At 65.6% G+C, this 24,343-nt stretch carries 25 protein-coding genes; 10 read left to right on the top strand and 15 right to left on the bottom strand.

Annotated features, from left to right (window positions below):
- Positions 1-153 precede the first annotated feature (153 nt).
- The gene (locus tag OPU71_RS05370; RefSeq protein ID WP_267725900.1) at positions 154-780 is read left to right on the top strand and encodes a TetR/AcrR family transcriptional regulator; all 627 of its coding nucleotides are present in this window, start codon (positions 154-156) and stop codon (positions 778-780) included.
- 483 nt (positions 781-1,263) lie between these two features.
- Here OPU71_RS05370 and tpx read toward each other — a convergent pair whose 3' ends face one another.
- The 3 genes from tpx to OPU71_RS05355 form a co-directional block, all read right to left on the bottom strand.
- A complete protein-coding gene (gene tpx / locus OPU71_RS05365) occupies positions 1,264-1,767 on the bottom strand; it encodes a thiol peroxidase (RefSeq protein WP_267725898.1) in 504 nt (167 codons plus the stop codon).
- Between the two features lie 96 nt (positions 1,768-1,863).
- On the bottom strand, positions 1,864-3,630 hold the full coding sequence (locus OPU71_RS05360) for an ABC transporter ATP-binding protein (protein ID WP_267725896.1): 1,767 nt from the start codon (positions 3,628-3,630) through the stop codon (positions 1,864-1,866).
- 8 nt (positions 3,631-3,638) lie between these two features.
- Positions 3,639-6,278: a M1 family metallopeptidase gene (locus tag OPU71_RS05355; protein WP_267725894.1), complete on the bottom strand. Its 2,640-nt coding sequence runs from the start codon at positions 6,276-6,278 to the stop codon at positions 3,639-3,641.
- A gap of 273 nt (positions 6,279-6,551) precedes the next feature.
- Between OPU71_RS05355 and OPU71_RS05350 the strand changes: the two genes are divergently transcribed.
- Positions 6,552-6,746 carry a hypothetical protein gene (locus tag OPU71_RS05350; protein ID WP_267725891.1) on the top strand — a complete coding sequence of 65 codons (195 nt, stop codon included), beginning with the start codon at positions 6,552-6,554 and terminating at the stop codon, positions 6,744-6,746.
- Positions 6,747-6,782: 36 nt separating this feature from the next.
- On the opposite strand, the gene OPU71_RS05345 is transcribed toward OPU71_RS05350, so the two are convergent.
- On the bottom strand, positions 6,783-7,187 hold the full coding sequence (locus OPU71_RS05345; protein WP_267725888.1) for a hemerythrin domain-containing protein: 405 nt from the start codon (positions 7,185-7,187) through the stop codon (positions 6,783-6,785).
- A gap of 284 nt (positions 7,188-7,471) precedes the next feature.
- On the opposite strand from OPU71_RS05345, the gene OPU71_RS05340 reads away from it, so the two are divergent.
- The 7 genes from OPU71_RS05340 (at position 7,472) to rpoH (ending at position 14,722) form a co-directional block, all read left to right on the top strand.
- The gene (locus OPU71_RS05340) at positions 7,472-9,094 is read left to right on the top strand and encodes a peptide ABC transporter substrate-binding protein (RefSeq protein ID WP_267725885.1); all 1,623 of its coding nucleotides are present in this window, start codon (positions 7,472-7,474) and stop codon (positions 9,092-9,094) included.
- Positions 9,095-9,112: 18 nt separating this feature from the next.
- Complete coding sequence (oppB, locus tag OPU71_RS05335) at positions 9,113-10,039, top strand: oligopeptide ABC transporter permease OppB (RefSeq protein WP_267725882.1); 927 nt, start codon at positions 9,113-9,115, stop codon at positions 10,037-10,039.
- A 12-nt stretch (positions 10,040-10,051) separates the two neighbouring features.
- On the top strand, positions 10,052-10,990 hold the full coding sequence (oppC, locus tag OPU71_RS05330) for an oligopeptide ABC transporter permease OppC (protein WP_267725880.1): 939 nt from the start codon (positions 10,052-10,054) through the stop codon (positions 10,988-10,990).
- Between the two features lie 3 nt (positions 10,991-10,993).
- Entirely contained in the window at positions 10,994-11,998 is a 1,005-nt protein-coding gene (locus OPU71_RS05325) for an oligopeptide/dipeptide ABC transporter ATP-binding protein (protein WP_267725877.1), read from the top strand.
- Positions 11,995-12,996, top strand: a complete 1,002-nt coding sequence (locus OPU71_RS05320; protein ID WP_324256034.1) for an oligopeptide/dipeptide ABC transporter ATP-binding protein — start codon at positions 11,995-11,997, stop codon at positions 12,994-12,996. Before OPU71_RS05325 ends, OPU71_RS05320 begins: the two co-directional genes overlap by 4 nt.
- Before the next feature lie 396 nt (positions 12,997-13,392).
- Positions 13,393-13,623, top strand: a complete 231-nt coding sequence (locus OPU71_RS05315; protein WP_267725873.1) for a hypothetical protein — start codon at positions 13,393-13,395, stop codon at positions 13,621-13,623.
- Between the two features lie 241 nt (positions 13,624-13,864).
- Positions 13,865-14,722: an RNA polymerase sigma factor RpoH gene (gene rpoH, locus OPU71_RS05310; protein ID WP_267725870.1), complete on the top strand. Its 858-nt coding sequence runs from the start codon at positions 13,865-13,867 to the stop codon at positions 14,720-14,722.
- A gap of 55 nt (positions 14,723-14,777) precedes the next feature.
- Here the strand turns inward: rpoH and OPU71_RS05305 are convergent, their stop codons facing one another.
- The 6 genes from OPU71_RS05305 to OPU71_RS05280 form a co-directional block, all read right to left on the bottom strand.
- On the bottom strand, positions 14,778-16,826 hold the full coding sequence (locus OPU71_RS05305) for a DUF6600 domain-containing protein (protein WP_267725867.1): 2,049 nt from the start codon (positions 16,824-16,826) through the stop codon (positions 14,778-14,780).
- Positions 16,827-16,972: 146 nt separating this feature from the next.
- Positions 16,973-17,557 (bottom strand): SCO family protein, encoded by a 585-nt coding sequence (locus OPU71_RS05300; RefSeq protein ID WP_267725864.1) that lies wholly within the window; start codon positions 17,555-17,557, stop codon positions 16,973-16,975.
- Positions 17,557-18,453, bottom strand: a complete 897-nt coding sequence (cyoE, locus tag OPU71_RS05295) for a heme o synthase (protein WP_267725860.1) — start codon at positions 18,451-18,453, stop codon at positions 17,557-17,559. Before cyoE ends, OPU71_RS05300 begins: the two co-directional genes overlap by 1 nt.
- Complete coding sequence (locus OPU71_RS05290) at positions 18,434-19,444, bottom strand: COX15/CtaA family protein (protein WP_267725855.1); 1,011 nt, start codon at positions 19,442-19,444, stop codon at positions 18,434-18,436. The genes cyoE and OPU71_RS05290 overlap by 20 nt, the downstream gene beginning before the upstream one ends.
- Positions 19,445-19,447: 3 nt before the next feature.
- The gene (locus OPU71_RS05285; RefSeq protein WP_267725851.1) at positions 19,448-19,984 is read right to left on the bottom strand and encodes an SCO family protein; all 537 of its coding nucleotides are present in this window, start codon (positions 19,982-19,984) and stop codon (positions 19,448-19,450) included.
- Positions 19,974-20,747 carry an SURF1 family protein gene (locus tag OPU71_RS05280; RefSeq protein ID WP_267725848.1) on the bottom strand — a complete coding sequence of 258 codons (774 nt, stop codon included), beginning with the start codon at positions 20,745-20,747 and terminating at the stop codon, positions 19,974-19,976. Before OPU71_RS05280 ends, OPU71_RS05285 begins: the two co-directional genes overlap by 11 nt.
- Here OPU71_RS05280 and OPU71_RS05275 point away from each other — a divergent pair.
- Positions 20,746-20,940, top strand: a complete 195-nt coding sequence (locus OPU71_RS05275) for a twin transmembrane helix small protein (protein WP_267725843.1) — start codon at positions 20,746-20,748, stop codon at positions 20,938-20,940. The two genes, OPU71_RS05280 and OPU71_RS05275, sit on opposite strands and share 2 nt — an antisense overlap.
- Positions 20,941-20,975: 35 nt before the next feature.
- Here OPU71_RS05275 and OPU71_RS05270 read toward each other — a convergent pair whose 3' ends face one another.
- Genes OPU71_RS05270 through ctaD form a run of 5 tightly spaced genes read right to left on the bottom strand, consistent with a single transcriptional unit; the run spans position 20,976 to position 24,331 of the window.
- Entirely contained in the window at positions 20,976-21,824 is an 849-nt protein-coding gene (locus OPU71_RS05270; RefSeq protein WP_267725840.1) for a cytochrome c oxidase subunit 3, read from the bottom strand.
- Between the two features lie 41 nt (positions 21,825-21,865).
- Positions 21,866-22,069: a DUF2970 domain-containing protein gene (locus OPU71_RS05265; protein WP_267725837.1), complete on the bottom strand. Its 204-nt coding sequence runs from the start codon at positions 22,067-22,069 to the stop codon at positions 21,866-21,868.
- Positions 22,066-22,629 (bottom strand): cytochrome c oxidase assembly protein, encoded by a 564-nt coding sequence (locus OPU71_RS05260; RefSeq protein WP_267725834.1) that lies wholly within the window; start codon positions 22,627-22,629, stop codon positions 22,066-22,068. Before OPU71_RS05260 ends, OPU71_RS05265 begins: the two co-directional genes overlap by 4 nt.
- The gene (locus OPU71_RS05255; protein WP_267725830.1) at positions 22,626-22,739 is read right to left on the bottom strand and encodes a cytochrome oxidase small assembly protein; all 114 of its coding nucleotides are present in this window, start codon (positions 22,737-22,739) and stop codon (positions 22,626-22,628) included. The genes OPU71_RS05260 and OPU71_RS05255 overlap by 4 nt, the downstream gene beginning before the upstream one ends.
- An 11-nt stretch (positions 22,740-22,750) precedes the next feature.
- Positions 22,751-24,331, bottom strand: a complete 1,581-nt coding sequence (gene ctaD / locus OPU71_RS05250; protein WP_267725827.1) for a cytochrome c oxidase subunit I — start codon at positions 24,329-24,331, stop codon at positions 22,751-22,753.
- Positions 24,332-24,343 lie beyond the last annotated feature (12 nt).

Here is a 24,343-nt window from a genome sequence, read left to right as displayed (position 1 = left end):
GAGGTGCATGTCGTGACGCGAACCATCAGCGAGCCCCTAATGGATAAGCTGTCGCTACACGTTGTCACAAAATCGCCAAAACAAATCCGAACGTTCGTTAGATAATATCCAACAATCGAACGATCGTTTGTTTTCAGAAATCAGGAATCGCGCTTGTTTGACAAAACTCAAGCCGATGTCATCGTTCGAACTTTTTGCTGGAAGGGTCACGTGAAGGTCACTCGAGAACTACTTGACCAGCAGCTATGCACGCTGTTTCACATCTACGGGCTAGAGGGAACAACGATTGCGCGTTTGGCTGAACGCATGGGGCTGCAGAAAAGCAGCCTGTATCACTACTACCCCGACGGCAAAGACAGCATGGCCAGGGCGGTACTAGAGCAGTACCTCCAGTGGGAGGAGTCATTCAACGAGACCGCCGCGCAGGGCCCGGGAAGCCCGAGAGAGCGACTCGAGCGAATCCTCGCCAACATACGCGGCGTCAATACCAATCCCGCCCAGGTCTCAACGCTCGATGTATTCACAATCGGTGAAGCACGAGAGCGCTATCTGCCCTGGGTACAAGCGCTGTATGAGAAGCGTCGTGCATTGCTGGCGAAGCTCGCCACCGAAGCCGGTATCGTCGAACCGGAGCTTTCAGAGAGGCTCGATCTGTTCTTCATTCAGTTCGAAGGCGCCCACGTGATGTTCAGGGTGCTGGGTAATTTTGAGCAGTTCCATCGGACTCTCGATTCATTACCGAACGTCTTGCTCGGCTTCCAAGCACCAACGAGTGACTGAGTGTTTGTAGCCTGAATGGGGCGAAGCGGAATCCTGGCTACGACAGCCCGACAACAGTTGATCGTCGACGCGCTTCCCTCCCCCTCTGAAACGCCGAGCAGCGCAGAAGCATCGGGTTCCGACGCGCGTTGCGCGGCGGTGGCGAGGACTGTTTGAGCACCGAGCGCAGCGAGGGCGAGTTCCGCAGCCACCCGATGCTTCGAGCAGCGCAGGGCACCGCGTGCGAAGCGCGCGGCGTTGAAGCGGGGCGACTTTCTCTGGGTACTTTCTTTGTTCGCACAAAGAAAGTACCCCGCCCGCCGGGGCGGGACCCGGCTTGAGCGGGAAGGCCGGCGCCCACCGGCAAGACCCATCGCAAGCCAAACCGCTGAGCTTCGCAAAGCCCAGCACCAACCTACCTACCACCCACAAAACAAAAGAGCCCGCAGCAGCGGGCTCCCTTCCTCAGCGCACCAGGCCGCCGAAACGGCCGCAGCCAAAGCCTTACTTCAGCACCGCCAGCGCCGCCTCATAGTTCGGCTCGTTCTTGATTTCGCTGACCAGCTCGCTGTGCAACACCTTGTTGTCGGCATCGAGCACAACCACGGCACGCGCCGTGACGCCAGCAAGCGGGCCACTGGCGATATCCACACCGTAGGCCTGCTTGAAGGCCTCGCCGCCGCGCATCGTCGACAGGGTCATCACGTTCTTGAGACCTTCGACTTCGCAGAAGCGCTTGGCGGCGAAGGGCAGATCGGCGGAGACGACCAGCACGACGGTGTTGTCGAGCGATGCGGCCTGCTCGTTGAACTTGCGGGTCGATACCGCGCAGGTCGGGGTGTCGAGCGAGGGCACGATGTTCAGCACCTTGCGCTTGCCGGCGAATTCGGCGAGGCCGTGGTTGGCGAGGTCGGCACCGACCAGTGCGAAATCGGCGGCGGTGCTGCCAGCGGCGGGGAAGCTGCCGGTGACCTCGATCGGGTTGCCGCCAAGGGTGACTGTGCTCATGGTGTTACTCCTGTCAGGGTTGAGGGTGTCGGGCGCCATCTGTCGGACGCCTCGGGTTCTCTGTTTGTACGCGGATCGCGTGACAAGTTCGCGAGCCTACATCCTTTCGCCGGTTTGCAGCCGCCAAAGTGCGGCGTACTGGCCGTCAGCGGCGAGCAGGGCGTCGTGGGTGCCGTGCTCGACGATGCGGCCCTGCTCCATCACGTGGATGGTGTCGGCGTGCCGAACGGTGGAAAGGCGGTGGGCGATGATCAGGCTGGTGCGGCCAACCGTGATGCGTTCGAGCGAACGCTGGATCGCCGCTTCGGTTTCGTTGTCGACCGCGCTGGTGGCTTCGTCCAGCACCAGGATCGGCGGGTTCTTAAGGATCGCGCGAGCGAGCGCGATGCGCTGGCGCTGGCCGCCGGAGAGCTTCTGGCCGCGCTCGCCGACCGGCGTGTCGTAGCCCTGCGGCATCTGTGCGATGAACTCGTGCGCTTCGGCCGCCACCGCCGCGGCGACGATGTCGTCGCGCCGGGCGCCGGGCAGGCCGTAGGCGATGTTGTCGGCGACCGAGGCATCGGCAAGGAAACTGTCTTGTGCGACGTAGCCGATCGCGCGGCGCAGATCCTGCAAGTTGGCGTCGTTGATCGGCGCACCGTCGAGCAGGATGCGGCCGGCCTGCGGCTCGATGAAGCGCAACAGCAGCTTGACCAGCGTGCTCTTGCCGCTGCCGGTGCTGCCGACGAAAGCCACCGTGCTGCCCGCCGGCACCGTGAGTGCAATGCCGCGCAGTGTCGGCTGCTCGCCATAGGCAAATTCAAGCTGGTCGAACACCAGTTCGCCGCGCACCGAACCGGCCGGCAGGTGGCGGCCTTCGTAGGCAATCGCGAGCGGCGTGTCGATCAGGTTCATCACCCGTTCGATCGAGGCCATCGAACGCTGGTAGAGGTCGGTCATGTCGGCCAGCCGGGTCAGCGGCCACAGCAGGCGCTGCGTCAGATACACCAGCACCGAGTAGCTGCCAACGCCCAGTTCGCCATTCAGCGTGAGCAGGCCGCCGTAGAGCAGGGTCACCGTGAAGCCGGCAAGGATGGCCATGCGGATCACCGGCGTGATCGCGGCCGAGAGGCGGATCGCCTCGGCATTGCGCACGCGGTAAGCGTCCGAGCCCTGACGGATGTGCTCGGCCTCGTAGGCCTCGGCGGTGTAGGCCTTGATCGTTGCGATGCCGAGCAGGTTGTTCGACAGGCGCGACGCAAGCGTGCCGGCCGCCTCGCGCACGCTGGTGTAGCGCGGCGCCAGCCGGGCCTGGAACCAGAAGGCGCCGTACAGGATCACCGGCACCGGTACCAGCGCAAGGAAGGCGAGTTCGGTGGTGAGCATGAAGAACACCGCGCCCACCATCAGCGAGGAGCAGAACACCTGGATCAGATCGTTCGCGCCGCCGTTGAGGAAGCGCTCCATCTGGTTGATGTCTTCGCCCAGAATCGACATCAGGTTGCCGGTGCGCTGGCGCTCGAAGAAGCCCATCTCCAGCCGCTGCACATGCTGGTAGGCCTCTTGCCGCAGGTCGTGCTGCAGGTTCTGCGCGAGGGTGCGCCACTTCACGTCGTAGAGGTACTGGAACAGCGACTCGCCAACCCAGATCAGCGCAGTCACCGCCGCGAGCAGCACCAGCTGGTCCTTCGGATCATGCACGCCAACGCGGGCGAGGAAGGAATCCTTGCGATTGACGACCACGTCCACCGCCACGCCGATCAGCACCTCCGGCAGCACATCGAAGAACTTGTTGAGCACCGAGTACAGCGATGCGAGCCACACATCGCGCCGGTACTGGCGGGCATGGCCGAAGAGGCGCTTGAGCGGGTGCGGAGCGTTCATCGGCGCGGTCATGGCTGCACGGCGCTGGCGCTCAGCTCGCCGGGCTCGCGCTGGGCTTCAAGGGCGGCAGCAATGCGTTGCCAGGCCAGCGCCAGGCGCTCGACCTCGGCCACCGCCTGCTCAATGGTCGGCAAGTCTTCGGCCTGCAGCTGCGCCCGGGCGTAGGCAAGCACCTGCGCGGCCAGTTCCGGATCGCGCGTGCCTTCAAGCGGGTTGGCGAGGATGTAACGCCGCGACCAGGCGGGCGCCCGGGCAAACAGGGCGTCGCGCTTTTCCAGCGTAAAGGCCCACACGGCCGGGCCGTTGCCGTTGTAGGCCAGCCAGCCGGCCAGTTCGCCGCGCACGTTGCGCGCAATCTCGTCGCCGAGCGTCAGCGCGAGGACTGCGCTCACCGCCTCGGGCGTGCGCGCCTGCGCCACCGCGCGGCCGTAAGCCCAGTTCATGGCCGGGTCCGCATTGCTGCGGAAGCGAGCGAGCACCGCGTCGAACTCCGCCGCAGAGCCGCGCGCGGCAAGCACACGCAGCAAGCCGTAGTAGAGATCGCGCTCAACCGTGGGGCTGGTCAGCGCAAACTGCTGCTGCGCCAAGGCCAGCACCGCCGGATCGCCGGCCCGCCCAAGCAGGATCAACGCATCGCTGGCGAGCGTGCTGAAAGCCGCCTGCGCGCGCTGATCGGCCGGCAGCGCCGTCAGGCGTTCAGCCACCGGCGCCAGCCAGCCACGAATCCGCGCATCCCAGCTGGCAGCCTGGGGGGTGCCCTGCGCAAGGTGCTTGACCTCGCTCATCACCGAAAGCGCCACGCTCCAGGCTTGCGGGGTGTCTGATACCGGCAGCGCATCGAGCATCGCGACCACCGTCTCGAAGCGTACGTCGCCGGTCTGCGCCAGCGCCCAGGCATCGCCGAGCAGGCGCGCGCGTTGCTCGGAACTCAGCAGGGCAAAGCGCGAGAGCAAGGCGTGCAGGCTCGCGTCATCCCACGCCACCCGCCACAGATCGAAGGGCGCCGGCTCAAGCGTCAGGCCTGGCTTGCAGGACGGCGCACTCAGGCTCGCTGGCGCATCGCCCAGTTCGATCGTCTGCGCGGGCTCGCCCTCACGCCCGGCAAAGCGCAGCGGCAGTGGCCAGCTGTCGGGGGCGGCCGCCACCGCGCCGAAACCGTAGCGCAACTGGCGCAGGCTCAGCTTCGCCTGCCCGTCTTCGCAGACCTGCTCGGCAAACACGATCGGATGGCCCGGCCGCTTGGTCCACGCCTGGGCGAATCCGCCAACCGGTTTGCCCGACGTGCGCGCGAGGGTGCTCCAGAAGTCCGCCCCGCTTGCATTGCTGTAGGCGTGCTTGGCAAGGTGCGCGCGGATACCGTCGCGCCACGCCACTTCGCCGAGGTATTGCTCCAGCAGGCCGATCACCATGTGGCCCTTGTTGTAGGTGGCCGAATCAAAGGAATCGAAGGCCGCGGCATCACTGAGCACCGTGCGCGCAATCGGCCGGGCCGTCACCAGGGCATCGGCCGCCATGGCCTCTTCCCGCTCCTTGACCAGGGTTGCGCCAGCTTGCCAGGGCGGGTTGAGCGTCAGCGCCGCCTTGACGCCCATCCACTCGGCAAAGGCCTCGTTGAGCCAGAGGTCGTCCCACCAGGCCATCGTGACCAGATTGCCGAACCACTGGTGCGCAATCTCATGCGCGATCGTGATGAAGGCACCTTGCTGCTGCTTCTGGCTGACGCGGACTGGATCGAGCAGGAGCAGTTCTTCGCCGTAGGTGATCAGCCCCCAGTTTTCCATAGCGCCCTGCTTGCCGGGCACGGCGATCTGGTCGAGCTTGGGCAGGGGGTAGCGGCTGCCAAAGTAGGCATGGAAGTAGTCGAGGATGCTTTTCGTCGCGTCCAGGGCATAGCCGGCATCGGCCGCGCGCCCCTCGGTGGACCAGATCGCCAACTCGATGCCGTCGTGACGCGCGCGCGTCGCTTCGAACTCCCCCACCGCGAGCGCCAGGAGGTAAGACGCCATTTTTGGCGTGGGCACGAAACGCACCCGCTTACGGCCGTCGTCGAGCAGCTTTTCGCTGGCCTGCGGCATGTTGCTGAGCACGGTGAAGCGGGCCGGTGTCGTGATGCTCAGATCAAACCGCGCACGAAAGGCGGGCTCGTCAAACAGCGGCAGCATGCGGCGCGCCCCGACCGGCTCCATCTGCGTCGCGAGCATGCGTTTGATGGCCCCGTCCGGCGTGCGGTAGCGCGCGACGTAAAGCCCTTCTTCGTTCTCTTCAAGCTTGCCCTGCCACGCCAGCGACAGCGTGTGAACGCCGCGTTCGAGCATGGCGGGCAGGCGCACCGTCGCGGTTTGCGCCTGCGCATCGGTTTCCACCGTGAGATCCCGCGAACGGCCATCAAGGGCCGTTGCCTGCACCGCAAGGCCGTCGGCGTGCAGGAGGATTTCGCGCGTCGGCTTGCGCACCTCGAAGCGGATCGTCTGACGGCCAGCGAAGCTTGTGGCGTAGGGATCGGCCTCGATCTCGATCTTGTACTCGATCGGTACGACCGTGCGCGACAAGGCGCCCGGCGTTTGTTCAAGCTTGAACGCCGCAGCCGGCGTGGCAATCAGGGCGAACAGCAGCGCGCACAACCACGCGCCGGGCAGTCGATGCAGCATCGGAGTCTCCGCTAGCCGAGCGTCGGGCACGAGGCGCCGCGCCCAAAACGCCGCAGTCTACCGGGGAGACGCAGTCAGTGACGATTTGCGGACGGCGCGCGTCCAGCAGAGGGGTTTCACGCGCGGCGAACGGGCGTGGGCGCAGCCAGGCCAGGGACTGACGCCCTGACGCGAATCGCAAGATTTACTAAATTCGCAACTTTCGACAAAGCCTGTCATGGCAGTTCAAGGACAATCCGCCAACTGAATTCTGCGTAATGACTCGAAAACCAGATGAACGCCTTGTCGCCACTCCCCTGTGCAGGACTCTGCCGGCACTTTGCACCGGACAGCTCGCATTGCCGCCTGCACGGCAAAGGCATCGAGTCGCCATTCGAGCAACGTTGCGATCAGCACGAAATCGCGAACGAAGCCACGCTGCTCGGCCACAGCCTGCTGGGACACGGTACCGACGACCTGCGCGCGTGAAGCCACGGCGCTCCGGGTGCGCGCCGTGTCGGGCGATCAGATTGCTTCGGGATCGAAGGACATCCCGGCGCCCGGTTCGAGGGCTTCCCACACGATGTTCTCTTCGAAGGCGACATGTGCCGTCAGCGCGGTTGCGAACGCCCGCACGCCTTCGACGGTGGGTTGGCTGAGCTGATCGGCAAGTTCGCGCAAGCGGTCATGATCAAGGCGGGTGCGTTCGACCAGATCGTGCCGCCCAGCGGCTTCGAGCCGCGGCACGACATGGTGCTCTTCTTCCTGGAAGTGCACCGAAAGTTCGCGCTCGAAGGTCTCGCGGATGCGTGCGGCAATCGCCGGCAACGACGAAGGATCGTCCGGCGTCAGCGCCCGCACCGCCAACGCGAGCTTGAGCGCCGAGGCGTGTTCGTGAGAAAGATGGATGAGGCGTGGGCTACGTGACATGTTTGCTCTGTTCGGACGGGCTTTATAGGTATGCCCCGCCTGCGGGCGGGAAAACGGCAGACTGCGATGCTGCCGCAGGGCCGCGCCACCGCGCTTGAGCACGATCAAAGGTCGCACAGCGTCCAAACTGGCCGGCAGACGCTTGCAGGCGCGCACTCAAGCCCCTAACCTTGCAGCCTTCGTCCAGATCACCGATCGCGGGCACCCCTCGCGAACCAAAGGTGAGCAGACGCGTCTGACCCGACGCCCTCGTCTGAACTGCCCCGCCAAAGGAGCCCCCACGCATGCGCACGGCCCTGTTCGCCGCCGTACTGCTTGCGCAGATCGCAAGCAACAGCCTCTCCGCCGCAGAAGTCCCGCCCGGCACCAAGTTGCACCCCATCCAGGAAATCGTTCGCGGCAACGGCACCGAGCCGGCGACGCTTGATCCGAACAAGGCGGAGGGGCGGCCCGAATCGAACATGGCGGTCGAGTTGTTCGAAGGGCTGGTCACGCTCAACCCGGACGGGCAGGTGATCCCGGGCGTCGCGGAGAAGTGGGAAAGCCGCGAGGATGGGCGCGTCTGGGTCTTCACGCTGCGCCGCAACGCGAAATGGTCTGACGGCAGCCCCGTCACCGCACACGACTTCGAGTACTCGTTCAAGCGCATGGTCGATCCGAAGACGGCCTCGCAGTACGCGTGGTACCTGGGCAAGGCCAGCAATGTGAAGAACGGCCGCGCGATCGTCGAAGGCAAGGTGCCGCCCTCCGAACTGGGGATCAAGGCGCTCGGCGAGCACACCCTGGAGGTCACGCTCGAAAAGCCGGTTTCGTACCTCATCGCCACGCTCGCGCATGGCAGTTTGATGCCGGTGCCGCGCAAGGCGATCGAAAAGTACGGCGACAAATGGACCGAGCCGGGCAAGCTGGTCTCGAACGGCCCCTACAAGCTCGCCGAGCGGGTGGTGAACGAGCGCATCGTGCTGGTTCGTAACCCGCACTACTGGGCCAACGCGAAGACCGTGATCGACAAGGTCACCTTCCTGCCGATCAACAACCAGTCCGCCGAGTACCAGCGCTACCGCGCCAACGGCATCGACATGACCGCCGACGGCGGCGTGCCGCCCGAGCAGCTCAAGCAGATCCGCCGCGAGATCCCGAACGAGCTGGCGACCTGGCCGCAGCTGGGCACCTACTGCTACGTCTTCAACTTCCGCAAGAAGCCGTTCGACGATGTGCGGGTGCGCAAGGCCTTGTCACTGGCGATCCAGCGTGAAGTGATTGCAGAAAAGCTGGTAGGCACCGGCGAAACCGCCGCCTACAGCTTCACGCCTGACAGCGCCCAAGGCTACAGCCCGATCGTGCATGACTGGCAGCGCTGGACGCAGGCGCAGCGCGAAGCCGAGGCGCGCCGCCTGCTCGCAGAGGCGGGCTACAACAAGAACCGGCCGCTGCGCTTCGAACTGCTCTACAACACCAACGAAGGCCACAAGAAAATCGCGCTGGCGGTGGCATGGATGTGGCGCCGGATCGGCCCGGTGGAAGTGGTGCTGGTCAACCAGGAGTGGAAGACCTTCCTCGATTCACGCAACCGCGGGCAGTTCGAAGTGTCGCGCTACGCCTGGATCGCCGATTACAACGAGCCTTCGACGATGCTCGACCTGTTCCATTCCAAACATGGCAACAACGACGGCAAGTACAACAACCCGAAGTACGACGCGATCATGGACCGCGCCAAGAGCACGCTCGACGCCGGCGAGCGTACAAAGCTCTACCAGGATGCCGAGCGCATCCTGGCGCAGGACTTTCCGACCGCAAACATCTACCACTACAGCAACCGGCGGCTGATCAAACCCTGGGTCAAGGGCTACGGCCGCAACCCGGAAGGCCGCGTGCTCACGCGCGACCTCTACATCCTCGCGCACTGATCGCCGCAGGCCCCATCCATGCTCAAGTTCATCTTCCGCCGCGTTTTCCTTGAAGCCCTGCCGACCCTGCTGGTGCTCATCACGGTGACCTTCTTCCTGATCCGCCTCGCGCCCGGCGGCCCGTTTTCGAGCGAAGCCAACGTGCCGCCCGAAGTGATGGCCGCCATCGCCGCCAAGTACCGGCTCGACCAGCCGGTGTGGCAGCAATACCTGGGCTACCTCGCCGATCTGGCGCGCGGCGATTTTGGGCCTTCGTTCAAGTACAAGGATTTCAGCGTCAATGACCTGGTGTATGCCGCAGCGCCGGTGTCCTTCCGCCTCGGCATCATGGCTTTCATCGTGGCGATGCTGATCGGCATCAGCGCCGGCATCACCGCCGCACTCAAGCAGAACACCTGGGTCGATTACGCGGTGATGGGCGTTTCGATGGTGGGCGTGGTGCTGCCCAACTTCGTGCTTGCCCCGGTGCTGGCGCTGGTGTTCGCGATCTGGCTCAAATGGCTGCCCGCCGGCGGCTGGGAAGGCGGCGCGCTGGCGTATGTGGTGCTGCCGGTGGCGGTGCTCTGCAAGCACTACATCTCGGTGATCGCGCGCATCACCCGCGGCAGCATGATCGAGGTGCTCTCCAGCCCCTTCATCCGCACCGCCCGCGCGAAGGGCCTGCCGATGGGCTACATCCTGCGGCGCCATGCCATGAAGCCCGCGCTGTTGCCGGTGATCTCCTACCTCGGGCCGGCGTTTGTCGGCATCATCACCGGCTCGGTCGTCGTCGAAACCTTCTTCGGCATCCCCGGCATCGGCCAGCTCTTTGTCAACGGCGCGCTCAACCGCGACTACCCGATGGTGCTGGGCCTGACGATCCTGGTCGGCGCGCTGACGATCTTCTTCAACGCCGTGGTCGACATCCTGTACGGCTTCATCGACCCGCGCATCCGCATCCACTGAGGCACTCGCCCCATGACCACGCTTTCCGCACGCGAGGCGTTGCGCCTTGCCAAGCCCTTGCCGCCGCTGCCCGGCCTCGACGAATCGATCAACCTGAGCATCCGCGGCCGCAGCCTGTGGGCCGACGCGCGCCGGCGCTTCCTGCGCAACCACGCGGCGGTAGCCAGCCTCGTGATCCTCGCCATCATCGTGCTGCTGTGCGCCTTTGGCAGCGTGGCCTCGCCGCACGCCTTCGATGAACCGGATTTCGAAAACATGCATGCCGCGCCCTCGGCCGAAACCGCACACTGGTTCGGTTCGGACAACCTCGGCCGCGATCTGTATGTGCGCACCCTGCTGGGCGGGCGGATCTCGTTGATGGTGGGCGCGCTCGGCGCGGTGGTGGCGGTGCTGATCGGCACGCTCTACGGTGCCACCGCAGGATTCGTTGGCGGCAAGACCGACAGCGTGATGATGCGGCTGCTCGAAATCCTCGCCAGCTTTCCGGTGATGTTCCTCGTGATCCTGCTGATGACCTTCTTCGGCCGCGAGCTGTGGCTGATCTTCCTGGCGATCGGCGCGGTGAGCTGGCTCGATATGGCGCGGATCGTGCGCGGCCAGACGCTCTCGCTCAAACGCAAGGAGTTCGTCGAAGCGGCGCATGTGTGCGGTGTTTCGACCTTCGGCATCATCACCCGCCACATCGTGCCCAACGTGCTCGGCATCGTCGCGGTATATGCCACCCTGCTGGTGCCCTCGATGATCCTGTTCGAGAGCTTCCTCTCCTACCTTGGCCTTGGTGTGCAGGAGCCGATGACTTCGTGGGGCGCGCTGCTCGAACAAGGCGCCAAGTCAATCGAAGCCGCACCTTGGGAACTCGCCTTCCCGGCGACCTTCCTGGTCACCACCCTGTTCTGTTTCAACTTCATCGGCGACGGCCTGCGCGACGCGCTCGACCCGAAGGATCGCTGAGCCATGACGAGCACGCTTCTCCAAGTCGAAAGCCTCAACGTCCGCTTCGCCACGCCAGAAGGCGAGGTCGCCGCGGTGTCGGATCTGTCCTTCACGCTCGCGGCGGGCGAGTCGCTCGGCATGGTCGGCGAATCGGGCAGCGGCAAGAGCCAGACCGCCTTCGCGCTGATGGGCCTGCTGGCCAAGAACGGCCGCGCGAGCGGCGCGGTGCGCTACTGCGGCGTGAATCTGCTCAGCCTCACCGAGGCGCAACTCAACGAGCGCCGGGGCGCCGAGATCGCGATGATCTACCAGGATCCGATGACCTCGCTGAACCCCTACCTGAAGGTGGGCGATCAGCTGACGGAAGTGCTGCGCTTCCACAAGGGCTTGGATCGCAAGGCCGCCTTCGCCGAATCAGTACGGCTGCTCGACGCCGTGAAGATTGCCGAATCGACCAAGCGCATGGGCATGTACCCGCACGAGCTTTCCGGCGGCATGCGCCAGCGGGTGGTGATCGCGATGGCATTGCTATGCCGCCCCAAGCTGCTGATCGCCGACGAACCGACCACCGCGCTCGACGTGACGGTGCAGGCGCAAATCCTCAAGCTGCTGGCCGATCTGCGGCGCGACTTCCAGACCGCCATCATCATGATCACGCACGATCTGGGCGTGGTGGCCGGCGTATGCGACAAGGTGCTGGTGATGTACGCCGGCCGGGTGATGGAGCAAGCCCTGGTCGATGATCTGTTCGGCTCGCCCTCGCACCCCTACACCAAGGGTTTGTTGCATGCGGTGCCGCAGATGCATCACCAGCATGGCGCCGACCGACTCGCGACGATTCCGGGCAATCCGCCCAACCTGCTTGCGCTGCCGCCCGGCTGCCCCTTCGCGCCGCGCTGCGTTGAACGCTTTGAAGCCTGCCTGAAGCCTGCCCCCTTGCAGACTTTCGACGGCGCGCGCCAGCGTGCCTGCCATCGCAGCGTCGCCGAGATCGCCAAAGCGGGCGCGAGCGAGGTGATCGCATGAGCGCCCCCTTGATGGATGTTCGCGATCTCGTGGTGCAGTTCAATGTCGGCCGCAGCGGCTTGCTGCCCTGGGCGCCTGCGCGCCAGCTCAAGGCAGTGAACGGCGTCAGTTTCAGCTTGAATGCGGGCGAAACGCTCGGCATCGTCGGCGAATCGGGCTGCGGCAAGAGCTCGCTCGCGCGTGCGCTGATCGGCCTCAACCCGATCAGTGGCGGCAGCGTGAAGCTCAACGGCCGCGAACTGGCCGGGCTGGCGCAAGGCGACTGGCGCAGCCTGCGCGCCGAAATGCAGATGATCTTTCAAGACCCGCTCTCTTCGCTGAACCCGCGCATGACAATCGGCGAAATCATCGGCGAACCGCTGCGCATGCTCAAGGCAGGCATCAGTTCGAGCGACGTGAAGGCCGAGGTCGAACGGGTGATGGCACGCGTCGGCCTGCTGCCCAACGTGATCAACCGCTACCCGCACGAGTTCTCGGGCGGGCAATGTCAGCGCGTCGGCATCGCGCGCGCCCTGATCGTCAAACCCAAGCTGATCATCTGCGACGAGCCGGTCTCCGCACTCGACGTATCGATCCAGGCGCAGGTCATCAACCTGCTGATGGATCTGCAGTCCGAAGAAGGGCTCGCGCTGATCTTCATCGCACACGACCTGGCGGTGGTCAAGCACATCGCCCAGCGGGTGATGGTGATGTACCTGGGCCGCGTCATGGAAACCGCGGCGACCGATACGCTGTTCAACGCACCGGCCCACCCTTACACCCGCGCCCTGCTCTCGGCGGTGCCGATTCCCGACCCCGCGCTCGAACGCAGCAAGGTGATCCAGATTCTCGAGGGCGATCTCCCCAGCCCGATCGCGCCGCCATCCGGCTGCGTGTTCCGCACGCGCTGCCCGCAGGCAGAAGCCGCCTGCGCCGCCCAAACCGTGTCACTGCGCGGGCTGGCGGCCGATTCGCACGCGGTGGCCTGCATCAAGGCCGGCGCGCCGGAATCCCGCTAGCGCCGACGCCGAACGCAAATTGCGCAATTCTGGTCAAGTGCAGACGCCGGTGGCGGATCGCCGGCGAAACACTTTGCCGCACCGCAGTATCCGCCGCCGCCTTTTGCCGGCAGCCAACCCAAAGTTGGCGTCTATTTCCGCGTACGGCGCCGAAATGCGCACAAACGCTTGCTCTCTCGCACCCAAGCGCGACTAGCTCGCCGGCATACATCCGTGCGTTTCACTGATGCAGCGCAAGATCAGAAAACGCGAAAAGCATAGCTTTTTGTCATTTTCGACAACTAAAATAACCAAAGTGATCAAGACGCCGCTCCGCCCCCGGCGAAGAATGGCATCCAGAGACAAGACCGCTACGCCACCCCGGCGCAGCCGTGCAAACACAAACGAGACATGAGCATGAGCACCCAAACCTTCGAAGTCGGCCATCGCGTCCGCATTGGCCATCTGGACGCCAACACCGCAGCGCGTCAGGCTTACTTCAATGGTCGGACGGGCACCTTGGTGCGCAAGAACCGCATTGGCGGCGCCTCACGGGAAGCGATGTGGTACGTCCGCGTGGACCCGGATGAAGCCTGCGCCACGCTTGAAGCGTTGTTCTACGCGTCGGAACTCGAACCGGTCGCCTGAGCCCCCCTCTTTCCGCTTGAACACGCGCCCGGCCGTCCGGCCTGGGCGCGCGTCTTGCTGGCTTGCCGCCCCGCGCTTGGCTGGCCCGTCTCGTCGTCATCGGCGGTTTGGCCCGCGCTGTGCGCGCTGCAACACCTGATTACACCTCCGCATGCACGCGGTGGAACTCACAGGCACAATTAGCACTCCCACACGTCGAGTGCTAAAATTGCACTGACGGTATTGCAGGAGTGCACGACAGATGACTACTTCCCTCTCGTTCCCGGTTCCTTCGGCCCTTGGCAGTCTGGATCAGTACATCCAGGCGGCGAATCGCTTTCCGATCCTGACGGAAGCGCAGGAGCTGTCGCTCGCGCGCCGGCTGCGTGATGAGCAGGATGTCGATGCCGCGCGCCAGCTGGTCTTGTCGCACCTGCGCCTGGTCGTATCGGTGGCCCGCAACTACCTCGGTTACGGCCTGCCGCACAACGACCTGATCCAGGAAGGCAACGTCGGCCTGATGAAGGCCGTCAAGCGTTACGACCCGGATCGTGGCGTGCGCCTGGTGAGCTTTGCGATTCACTGGATCAAGGCCGAGATCCACGAGTACATCCTGAAGAACTGGCGTCTGGTGAAGATCGCCACGACCAAGGCGCAGCGCAAGCTGTTCTTCAACCTGCGCAGCATGAAGACGGACAGCACGACGCTGAACACGCACGACGTGAACGAGATGGCGCGCGTGCTGGGCGTCAAGCCCGAAGAAGTGCGTGAGATGGAAACCCGCTTTTCGGGCGGCGATGTCTCGCTGGAGCTAGGGCCGGAAGAGGACGACGACGGCCGTGTTGCGCCGATCGCCTACCTGGCGGACGCCAGCAGCGAGCCGACGGCGGTGATCGAGTCGCGCGGGCGTGACCGCCTGCAGAGCGAGGGCCTTGAGAGCGCGCTCGAATCGCTCGACGAACGCAGCCGCACGATTGTCCGCCGCCGCTGGCTCGCGGATGACGAGAGCGCCACCTTGCAGGAGCTGGCAGACGAGTACGGCGTGTCGGCCGAGCGGATCCGCCAGATCGAAGTCAAGGCGCTGCAGAAGATGAAGGGCGCGCTGGCCGCGTTCGTCTGATCGCAGCCCGCTTCAAATACGAAGAAGGCCCCGCAAGGGGCCTTCTGCTTTTCTGCTATTCGATCTGGCGGCCCGGCTGGCGCGGCCGCTCTGGTTCGCCGCGCATCCGTTGGCCCAGTTCGTGCAGACGGCGCGAGTTGCCGTCTTGTGCCGCCGGAACGCTGATCGGCTGCGCCGGGCGCTCGGCCGCCGGCTCGCTGCGCTGACGCGGCTGCTCCGGCACTTGTGGCGCCGGCCGGGGCGCCGGCGTGTGGCCAAGCGAACCCCGCATCACCGGGCGCGGGTCGGCAGGCGGCTCCGCCGGCATCGGGATCGGCGCCGGCCGCTGCACACTGCCCGGCTCACGCGACGCCGGCATCCCACCAAAGCGCCAGCCGTCGGGCGCCCGCTTCGGGCGATCCACCCCCGTTGGCGCAGGCTGCGGCGACGGGCGTGCCGGCGCCATGCCGGGCGGCGGCGCGGGCAGCGGTCTGACGTCCCGCTCAATCGGAATGCTCGGCGTCGGCATCGCAGTCACCGGGCGTTCGTTCGGGATTCGCCCCTCCATCCCGCTGGCGCCCCGCCCCGGCCAATTTGCGGGCGGCAGTGGCGCTGCTTGCGGGCGCGCGCCGATCGGATAACGCGGGAAATCGCCCCGCTCATCGCCCGGCAAACGAGGTTGCGGTTGCGGCATTGCAGGCGGGCGCGATGGCCCGTCAGCGCCGCCGGCACCGCGTCCGCCGCCCGGCGCTTGCGGGCCATCCGGCTGCGGCGTACCCGCGACCGGCATGCCCGGTCTGGACGGCCCGCCAAAACGCCCGGGCGGCACGCCCACCGGAAGGCTTCGCAAGTGGTCGTTGCGCAGGCCGTCATAGCCCGCGTTGATGGGGCGCGAGCGCACGAAATCGTCATGCGCGATGAAGGTCGCGGCATCGCGCCGGCCGCCGTACCGGTAGTCCTGCGGCCGGCGCGGGTAATCGCCATCGAGGCCACCCGGGGTTGGCGGCGTCACCCGCGTGATGTTCGTGACATGCGTGATGTTCACCCGGCGGATGTAGGTGTCGGTGCAGTGGTGATGGGGTCGATAGACCTCGAAGGGCGCCAGCGGGAACCAGCCAACCACCGGCCCGATGCCGACGCTGACCCGCACGCCGGGCCCGCCGCCGTAGAAGCCGACCAGCGCGGGCGCATAGACGGGCCGCGCAACATAACTGCCTGGCGCCCAGGCCCAGCGCACGCCCACCTGCACCCAGCGGCCATAGTGAAAGGGCGCGAAGCCCCAGGGCGCATCGTCAATCCAGGTCCAGCCCCAGGGCGCGACCCAGGCCCAGCGGCCATACCGGTAGGGCGCCCAGCCAGCCCGCACACTCACCGGGTACCACAGCGGCCCGTAGCGCCGGTCTTCTTCCCACTGCCCGTGGGCATCGAGCGCCTCGATGCCGGTCATTTCGGGCGACACGTAGCGATGCGCGATAGCGCTCTCCTGCTCGCGGTCGCGCCGCTCAGACCAATCATCGAAACCGCTGTGCCCCGCCTCACCCATGGCGATCAGCCGCGCACTCACCAGGTCGAGCTCCACCCGTTGCCCGGCCAGCACCGTGAGACGCTCCACCACACCGGCAATCCGCACGCGGCCGCTGTAAACGGTGACTGCAACCCGGCGCGCGGCCGGGTCATGTTCAATCCGATAGTCACCGGCGCGCTGCGCTTCGACCCGAATGGCGCCGGATGCGAGCACCAGCGAATCGTCGTCGGCCAGTGTGCGCAGGCGCACCCGCGCAACGCCGCGTGGCACTTCGAGCAAGAGGCCGTGGTCGTCGATCCGGGTGAAGTTCGCCTGCGTGTCGCCATCGAGCCGCACCGCCGTACTGCCGATCCGCACTTCGGCACGGCCGTCGGCGGCCGTCCACAGCCCGGTCCCGGAGGTGATGGGCGTGTTGAGGCTGATCGGCGACCAGGCGCTCGAATCCTGAGTCCAGGCTTCGGTCTGCCCCTCGATGAAACTGAGGCGGCCAACGCGCCCGGGCGGATCTGGCTCCTGCGCCCCGGCGGCCGCTGCCAGCAGCATTGCGCCGCAGAACAGCAGCCACGTCCGGAGCGAGTTGATTCTGGGTGCCGCGCGCATGCTGCTTCCTTCTCTGAGCGCGCGGGGTCGGGCAAGCCGCGCGCAGACATGCCCGCCGGAATCGGCAAGCCATGCAGGGAAGAACGCGGCACGGCACCGCGCCGCTGACGAAGGCCGCGGAAGAGTTGTAACAGTCGGTGAGCCGGCTATTTCCCGGCGATCAGCAGGCGGAGATCGGCCGCAATATGCTCGGCGCTTTCGCCATGCCTGACGTACAGGCGCAAGCGCCCCTGCGGGTCGTACAAATAGGTGCCGGCGGTGTGGTCGACCGTGTAGGTGCCGCCCGCCACATCCCCCTGCTTTTGCGCAAACACGCGGAAGGCTTTCTTGACCGATTCGGTCGTCGCAGGGTCACCACGCAAGCCAAGAAATCCGGGGTGGAAGGCGGGCATGTATTCGGCGAGCAATTGCTGGGTGTCGCGCTCCGGGTCCACCGTGACGAACAGCACCTGTAGTTTGTCGCCATCGGCCCCCAGCAGTTTGACCACCTGCGCCATGGTGCTGAGGTTGGTGGGGCAGACATCCGGACACTGGGTGTAGCCAAAGAACAGCGAAACAGCCTTGCCCTTGAACTCAGCCAGGGTCCGCGTCTTGCCGTGCTGATCGGTAAGACTGAGGGCCTGCGCGTAGTCAGCGCCGGTGATGTCTACCGAATGGAATTTGGGGGCGTCTGAAACGCCGCAGCCGCCAAGAAGGGCGGCTGCGAGCACGACAAGGAAGTGGCGTCGCATCAGCGGTAGTGGTCGATCAGCAGGGTCGCAAACAAGAGCGAAAGATACAGGATCGAGTACCGGAAGGTGCGCCGCGCCAATGCGTCGGAATAGTTGCGCCACAAACGCCAGCCATAAGCAATGAACACCGCGCCCAGCAGCACCGCCACCGCCAGGTAGAGGCCGCCGCTCATGCGGGTTGCGAAGGGCAGCAGCGTGACGGCGAACAGGATCACCGTGTAGAGCAGCACTTGCAGCCGGGTGTACTCGGCGCCGTGCGTCACCGGCAGCATGGGCAGGCCGGCACGGGCGTATTCCTGCGTGCGGTAAAGCGCCAGCGCCCAGAAATGGGGAGGCGTCCACGCGAAGATGATGAGAAAGAGCAGACAGGCGTCCGCCGAGACTTCGCCGGTTACCGCGGCCCAGCCCAAGACCGGCGGCATGGCACCGGACGCGCCGCCGATCACGATGTTTTGCGGGGTGTTGGGCTTGAGCAAGGCGGTGTAGATCACCGCGTAGCCAACAAAAGTCGCCAGCGTGAGCCACATGGTGAGGGGATTGACCAGGTGCCACAGCAGGCTCAGGCCCATGCCGCCGAGCAGGCCGGAAAAGCCGATCGTCTCGATCGGCGAAAGCACGCCGCGCGGCAAGGGCCGGGCCCGGGTGCGGGCCATCAGCGCGTCGACCTTCTGTTCGATCAGGCAGTTGACCGCTGCGGCGGCCCCGGCGACCAGCGCGATACCGACGGTGGCGGCGATCACCGTCGTGAGCTGGGGCAAGCCGACCGGTGCGGCGAGGAACATGCCGATCACCGCGCAGAAGACGATCAAGGTATTGACGCGCGGCTTGGTCAGCGCAAGAAAGGCACGCAGGCGCGCGGCCAGCGGCTCGGCAAAATCAAGCGACAAGCTTCTCATGCGTCCTCCTCAGCACCACGGCCTGCGCAACCGGGCGCAGCACATAGTTCACCCGCACCATCAACAAGACCAGCAAGAGGGCGCCCGCGTTGTGCCCCACCGCCACCGGCAAGGGCAGGCTGAGCGCGACATTGGCCAGCCCAAGGCTGATCTGCAGCAAAAATCCGCCGCCGAGCAGGCAGCCGAGCAGGCGTGTGGCCGGCCGCCGCAGCAGCACCGCCACCAGCAGGAGCACCACCGCGGTGACGACCACGGCGCCGATACGGTGCGTCAGGTGGATGGCGGTGAGCGCGGCCTGCGAGAGCAAGTCGCCATCGGCGGTCATGCCCAGTTCGCGCACCACATGAAATGCGTTCGCAAAGTCGGTCGGCGGCCACCACTGGCCCTGGCAGGTCGGCAGATCGCTACAGGCCAGCGCGGCGTAGTTGGTGCTGGTCCAGCCACCGAGCACGATCTGCACCGCCAGCAGCGCGAAGGCCACCTGCGCCAGCCGCGCCGCGCCCAGCGGCACCGTGACACGCGGCACCCGGCTCTCGCGCCACAGCAGCAAGGCCAGCAAGGCCGCCGTGGCCAAACCGCCGATCAGGTGGCCGGTGACGATCGCGGGTTTGAGCAGCAGCGTCACCGTCCACTTGCCGAGCAGGCCCTGGAAGATCACCACCGCTACCAGGGCAAGCGGTAGCAGCGGCACTTCGCCCCTGCGCCGGGTGCGCCAGGCCAGCCACGCGATTGCGATGATCAGCAAGCCCAGCGAAGCCGCCAGGTAGCGGTGTCCCATTTCCTTCCACGCCTTGGCCATTGAAACCGGCCCGTGCGGCGCCTGCTCGACCGCGGCAGCAATCTGCTCGGCGGCGTGATGCGGGCTGAGCTGGCCATAGCAGCCGGGCCAGTCGGGGCAGCCCAAACCGGCATCGGCAAGTCGCACGTAAGCCCCCAGCACGATCACGATGGATGCCAGGCAAAGCGCGAGCAAGGCGAGTTTCCGGATCATCGTTCAGCCCGTGCGCGAGTACTTCAGGATGCGCTGGAAGTCGCGGATCATCCGCTTGGGCTCGGGCTGCGCGGGGTAGCGCATCATCCGGTTGCCAAGCGGGTCAACCACTTCGATACGCCCTGCGGCGCCGACCAGCGCGCTTGCGTTGAGCACGCGCAGGCCGGGGTGCTGTGCAAGCAAGTCCGGATCGGGCGCGGCGGCGTCGGTCACCAGCCAGACACGCTCGACGCGGTCCATCTCCTTGCCCTGCGCGGTGCGCACCTGGCGCATGGTCCACAGCGCCCTGCGGCATGCCTCATCGCAATCGGCACGGTTGGCATACACCATGAGCCAGCGACCACGCAGGCCAGCGGGATCGACCGCCGCGCCCTTGTAGTCGACCAGACGGCCGGGCTGCCACTGCGCCGGCTGCAGCAATTCGCCATAGTTGGCGCCGGCCGCGGGCTTCCAGAACCAGAACAGCAGATAACCGGCGATCACCGGCGCAATGCAGACCGCCGCAATGAGCAGCAAGGTCCGCCGAGCATCAGCTTGCATCACGACGCACACTCCTTATGCCCCAGTACAAAGTCAAAGCGGCCGCAATCGCGGCGAAGCTGAACCACTGCGCGGCATACGCGCGGTGGCGATCCGGCCCTTGCGATGGCGGCGCCCAACTGCGCACCAGCCCATCACCCAGATCGGTTTCCAGTTCCAGCACTTGCGGATAAAAGGGCGCACCCGCGGCATGAGCAGCCAGGCGCGCCGCTTCGATGCGCGGCCATAGATCGGCACTGGATTCGCCACCGCCCAAGGAGAACCCGCGCGTGCTCGGCAGCGCCGCAAGGCCCGCGACCGTGACCTCCCCTTGCGTGAGCGGGGGATCGGGCAGGCGCGCGCGGTCACCCGGCATCGGCGCCCAACCCCGGTTGACGAACAGCAGGCTGCCGTCGGCAAGCTGCAAGGGCGTCAGCAGATGCACGCCGGCGCGACCGGCGTGGGTGCGGTTATCGATCCACACCGTCCGCGCACTCAGCCAGGTGCCACGCACCGTCACCCGCAGCGCGTCGAAGCGCGACGCTTCGGACAAAGGCGGCAACGGCGCCGCCACCCCCCCCGCACCGCCGCCATGGCGCAGCAGCAGGCTGGCCTTGAATGCGGCGCGGTCAAGCTGCCACAGGCCGAGCGCCACGAAAGCGGCGGTGGCGACAAGGCCCGCCAGCAGTGCAACAATGCGGCGACGCCCCGGCCGCCTCACCGCGCCAGCGCCAGCGCCAAGCGGCACGCTAGACGGCGGCGGAATCGAAGCGGAGGAATCCATGCGCGTAGTCGTGATCGTGTTCCTGATACTGATCCTTGGCAGCCTCGCTTCGGCGCTCGGCTTTCTGCTGAAGGATCGCGGCCATGGCCGGCGCACAGCGACGGCACTTTCGATCCGGGTGGGCTTGTCGATCGCGCTCTTCCTGATCCTGATGCTCAGCCACCGCTTCGGGCTGATCAACGGGAAACTCTAGCCAGCCCGTCATGGCTTGGCGTGCCTGCGCGGGCGTCACAGCCAATACACCACAATAAACAGGAAGAGCCAGACCACATCGACGAAGTGCCAGTACCACGCCACCGCCTCGAAGGCGAAGTGGCGCTCGGCGGTGAAGTGGCCCTTGATGCTGCGCGCCAGGATCACCGCCAGCATCGTCGCGCCGATGGTCACATGCATGCCGTGGAAGCCGGTGAGCATGAAGAAGGTAGAACCGTAGATACCCGAGGTGAGCCTCAGGTTCAGGGCATCGTAGGCGTGCACATACTCGTAGACCTGCAGGCCAAGGAAGATCACGCCCAGCAGCACGGTCAGCACCAGCCCCTTGATCAGTTGCCCGCGCGCGCCCTTGAGCAGGCCCCAGTGCGCCCAGGTCAGCGTGGCGCCCGAGCTGAGCAGGATCAGCGTGTTGATGGCCGGGATGCCCCACGCCCCCATCGGCGTGAAGGCCTCTTCCACATAGGGGCCGGCTGACGGCCACTTCTTTTCGAAGCCGTCCCACAGCATCGCCGAGGCGCCATCGGCCAGTTCCGGCACCGACAGCACGCGCACGTAGAACAGCACGCCGAAGAAGGCGGCGAAGAACATGACTTCGGAAAAGATGAACCAGCCCATGCTCCAGCGGAAGGATTTATCCACCTGTTGCGAGTACTTGCCGGTTTCCGATTCGCGCACGACCTGGCCGAACCAGCCGAAGAGCATGTAGATCAGGGTGGCGAATCCGATGGCGACCAGCCATGGCCCGCTGCCGACGCGGTTGAGCCACATCGCCCCGCCGGCGCCGATCAGCAGCAAGGCCGCCGAGCCGTAAATCGGAAAGCGTGACGGTTCAGGTACGAAGTACTTTTCGAGCACAGCACTCATGCGGCCCCTCCCTGTCGATGCAGTTCTGACTTGCGGCGCAATCAGGCTGACGCCGTCACCCACTTCACGACCATCACCAGCAACAGCACGAAGATCGCGCCGCACAACAAGCCTGCAATGACCACCGCAATCGGGTTGAGCGACGCGGCATCGTCCTGGTAGTCACGCCGCTTGCGCACCCCGATGAACGACCACAGCACCGCCTTGAGCGTGGCAAGAAATCCCGCCCGCCCGCTTCCACTCACCCCTGCGCCCCGCCGGATGCGGGCGCCGGCGCCGCGCCTTCGATGGCGAAGAAGGTGTAGGACAAAGTCACGGTGTTCACCTCGGCAGGCAGGCTCGGGTCGATCACGAACACCACCGGCATCACGCGGCGCTCATGCGGCGCCAGCGTTTGCTGCTGGAAGCAGAAGCAGTCGAGCTTCTTGACGTACTGCCCGGCCAGTTGCGGGCCATAACTGGGAATCGCCTGCCCGACAATGGCTTTGTCCGTCGTGTTCTCCAGCACGTAGTCCACCCGCACCAATTCGCCCGGATGCACCGAGCGGCTGCCTTGCTGCGGCACAAAGCGCCAGGGCACGGCGTGCGCGTTCGCGTCAAACTCGATCGTCAGGCGCCGGCCGGTATCAACTTGCGTGTTGGCCGCCTGGGCATCGGCCTTCATCAGCCGGTTGATGCCGGTGACTTCGCAGATCGTGTTGTAGAAGGGCACCAGCAGGAACCCGAAGCCGAACATGCCCACCGCCGCGATGGCGAGCCGGACGAGCAGGCGGCGATTCTCGAGCGCACGGGCGGCGGTGTTCATACCTGATTCATCAGCCAGTACTTGAGCATCACGCCAAAGAAGAACACCAGCACCACCGATAGCAGCAACAAGGCTGATCGGCGGTTAGCCCGGGTCGGGTTCGACTTCATCGCCGCCGCGCTCACTTGACGACCGGGGGTTCTTCGAAGGTGTGGTAAGGCGCTGGCGAGGGCACCGTCCACTCAAGCCCTTCCGCGCCCTCCCAAGGCTTGGCCGCCGCCCGCTCGCCGCCGCGAATGCACTTGACGACCACCGCCAGGAAGATCAGCTGCGAGAAACCGAAGCCGAACGCACCGATGCTGGCCATCAGGTTGAAGTCGGCGAACATCGGGTTGTAGTCGGGGATGCGGCGCGGCATGCCGGCCAGCCCGAGGAAGTGCATCGGGAAGAAGGTGATGTTGAAGAAGACGATGGAGCACCAGAAGTGGATCTTCCCCAGCTTCTCGTCGTACATGTGGCCGGTCCACTTCGGTAGCCAGTAGTAGGCGCCGGAAAACAGCGCAAACAGCGAGCCGGCCACCAGCACGTAGTGGAAGTGGGCAACCACGTAGTAGGTGTCCTGCAACTGGATGTCGATCGGCGCGATGGCGCAGATCAGCCCGGTGAAGCCGCCCATCGTGAACACGAAGAGAAAGCCAACCGAGAACAGCATCGGGGTCTCGAAAGTCATCGAACCGCGCCACATCGTCGCGACCCAGTTGAACACCTTCACCCCGGTCGGCACCGCGATCAGCATGGTCGCGTACATGAAGAACAGCTGCCCCGCCGCCGGCAAGCCGGTGGTGAACATGTGGTGTGCCCACACCGTGAAAGACAGGATCGCGATCGACGCGGTGGCGTAGACCATCGACGCGTAGCCAAACAGCGGCTTGCGCGCAAAGGTCGGGATCACCTGCGAGACGATGCCGAAGGCCGGCAGGATCATGATGTAGACCTCGGGATGCCCGAAGAACCAGAACACATGCTGGTAGAGCACCGGGTCACCGCCGCCGGCAGCATTGAAGAAGCTGGTGCCGAAGTGGCGATCGGTGAGGATCATCGTTACCGCGCCGGCCAGCACCGGCATCACCGCGATCAGCAGGTAGGCAGTGATCAGCCAGGTCCAGCAGAACAGCGGCATTTTCATCAGCGTCATGCCCGGCGCACGCATGTTCAGAATCGTGACGACGATGTTGATCGCGCCCATGATCGAGCTGATGCCCATGATGTGCACCGCGAAGATCGTCAGATCCATGCCCATGCCCATCTGCACCGAGAGCGGCGCGTAGAGCGTCCACCCAGCGGCGGTGGCGCCGCCCGGCACGAAGAATGAGCCGAGCAGCAGCAGCGCGGCCGGCGGCAACAGCCAGAAACTCCAGTTGTTCATGCGCGCGAAGGCCATGTCGCTCGCGCCGATCATCAGCGGAATCTGCCAGTTCGCGAAGCCGACAAAGGCCGGCATGATCGCGCCGAACACCATCACCAGCCCATGCATGGTCGTGAGCTGGTTGAAGAATTCCGGCTGCACCACCTGCAGCCCCGGCGCAAACAGTTCGGCACGAATCGTCAGCGCCATCACGCCCCCGGAAAGGAACATGATGAAGCTGAAGATCAGGTACATCGAGCCGATGTCCTTGTGGTTGGTCGTCGTGATCCAGCGCATCAGGCCGCTTGGCTGATGGGCGTGGTGACCGTGTTCGAGGCTGTGAGATACCGCACTCATGCTCTGGCTCCT

Source organism: Niveibacterium sp. 24ML, assembly GCF_026586805.1.
Lineage (GTDB): Bacteria > Pseudomonadota > Gammaproteobacteria > Burkholderiales > Rhodocyclaceae > Niveibacterium.
Note: the sequence above shows the minus strand (reverse complement) of the source record. Positions and strands in the feature narration are given on the sequence as shown.

Excerpts from the sequence above, each read along its gene's own strand:
- OPU71_RS05280 (WP_267725848.1), bottom strand. The coding sequence starts at position 20,747 with ATGGATTCCTCCGCTTCGATTCCGCCGCCGTCTAGCGTGCCGCTTGGC.
- OPU71_RS05320 (WP_324256034.1), top strand. The coding sequence starts at position 11,995 with ATGAGCGCCCCCTTGATGGATGTTCGCGATCTCGTGGTGCAGTTCAAT.
- OPU71_RS05360 (WP_267725896.1), bottom strand. The coding sequence starts at position 3,630 with ATGAACGCTCCGCACCCGCTCAAGCGCCTCTTCGGCCATGCCCGCCAG.
- OPU71_RS05255 (WP_267725830.1), bottom strand. The coding sequence starts at position 22,739 with ATGAAGTCGAACCCGACCCGGGCTAACCGCCGATCAGCCTTGTTGCTG.
- ctaD (WP_267725827.1), bottom strand. The coding sequence starts at position 24,331 with ATGAGTGCGGTATCTCACAGCCTCGAACACGGTCACCACGCCCATCAG.
- OPU71_RS05340 (WP_267725885.1), top strand. The coding sequence starts at position 7,472 with ATGCGCACGGCCCTGTTCGCCGCCGTACTGCTTGCGCAGATCGCAAGC.
- OPU71_RS05290 (WP_267725855.1), bottom strand. The coding sequence starts at position 19,444 with ATGATCCGGAAACTCGCCTTGCTCGCGCTTTGCCTGGCATCCATCGTG.
- tpx (WP_267725898.1), bottom strand. The coding sequence starts at position 1,767 with ATGAGCACAGTCACCCTTGGCGGCAACCCGATCGAGGTCACCGGCAGC.
- OPU71_RS05350 (WP_267725891.1), top strand. The coding sequence starts at position 6,552 with ATGAACGCCTTGTCGCCACTCCCCTGTGCAGGACTCTGCCGGCACTTT.
- OPU71_RS05355 (WP_267725894.1), bottom strand. The coding sequence starts at position 6,278 with ATGCTGCATCGACTGCCCGGCGCGTGGTTGTGCGCGCTGCTGTTCGCC.
- cyoE (WP_267725860.1), bottom strand. The coding sequence starts at position 18,453 with ATGAGAAGCTTGTCGCTTGATTTTGCCGAGCCGCTGGCCGCGCGCCTG.
- OPU71_RS05275 (WP_267725843.1), top strand. The coding sequence starts at position 20,746 with ATGCGCGTAGTCGTGATCGTGTTCCTGATACTGATCCTTGGCAGCCTC.
- oppB (WP_267725882.1), top strand. The coding sequence starts at position 9,113 with ATGCTCAAGTTCATCTTCCGCCGCGTTTTCCTTGAAGCCCTGCCGACC.
- OPU71_RS05345 (WP_267725888.1), bottom strand. The coding sequence starts at position 7,187 with ATGTCACGTAGCCCACGCCTCATCCATCTTTCTCACGAACACGCCTCG.
- OPU71_RS05270 (WP_267725840.1), bottom strand. The coding sequence starts at position 21,824 with ATGAGTGCTGTGCTCGAAAAGTACTTCGTACCTGAACCGTCACGCTTT.
- OPU71_RS05315 (WP_267725873.1), top strand. The coding sequence starts at position 13,393 with ATGAGCACCCAAACCTTCGAAGTCGGCCATCGCGTCCGCATTGGCCAT.
- OPU71_RS05300 (WP_267725864.1), bottom strand. The coding sequence starts at position 17,557 with ATGCGACGCCACTTCCTTGTCGTGCTCGCAGCCGCCCTTCTTGGCGGC.
- rpoH (WP_267725870.1), top strand. The coding sequence starts at position 13,865 with ATGACTACTTCCCTCTCGTTCCCGGTTCCTTCGGCCCTTGGCAGTCTG.
- OPU71_RS05325 (WP_267725877.1), top strand. The coding sequence starts at position 10,994 with ATGACGAGCACGCTTCTCCAAGTCGAAAGCCTCAACGTCCGCTTCGCC.
- OPU71_RS05305 (WP_267725867.1), bottom strand. The coding sequence starts at position 16,826 with ATGCGCGCGGCACCCAGAATCAACTCGCTCCGGACGTGGCTGCTGTTC.
- OPU71_RS05285 (WP_267725851.1), bottom strand. The coding sequence starts at position 19,984 with ATGCAAGCTGATGCTCGGCGGACCTTGCTGCTCATTGCGGCGGTCTGC.
- OPU71_RS05260 (WP_267725834.1), bottom strand. The coding sequence starts at position 22,629 with ATGAACACCGCCGCCCGTGCGCTCGAGAATCGCCGCCTGCTCGTCCGG.
- oppC (WP_267725880.1), top strand. The coding sequence starts at position 10,052 with ATGACCACGCTTTCCGCACGCGAGGCGTTGCGCCTTGCCAAGCCCTTG.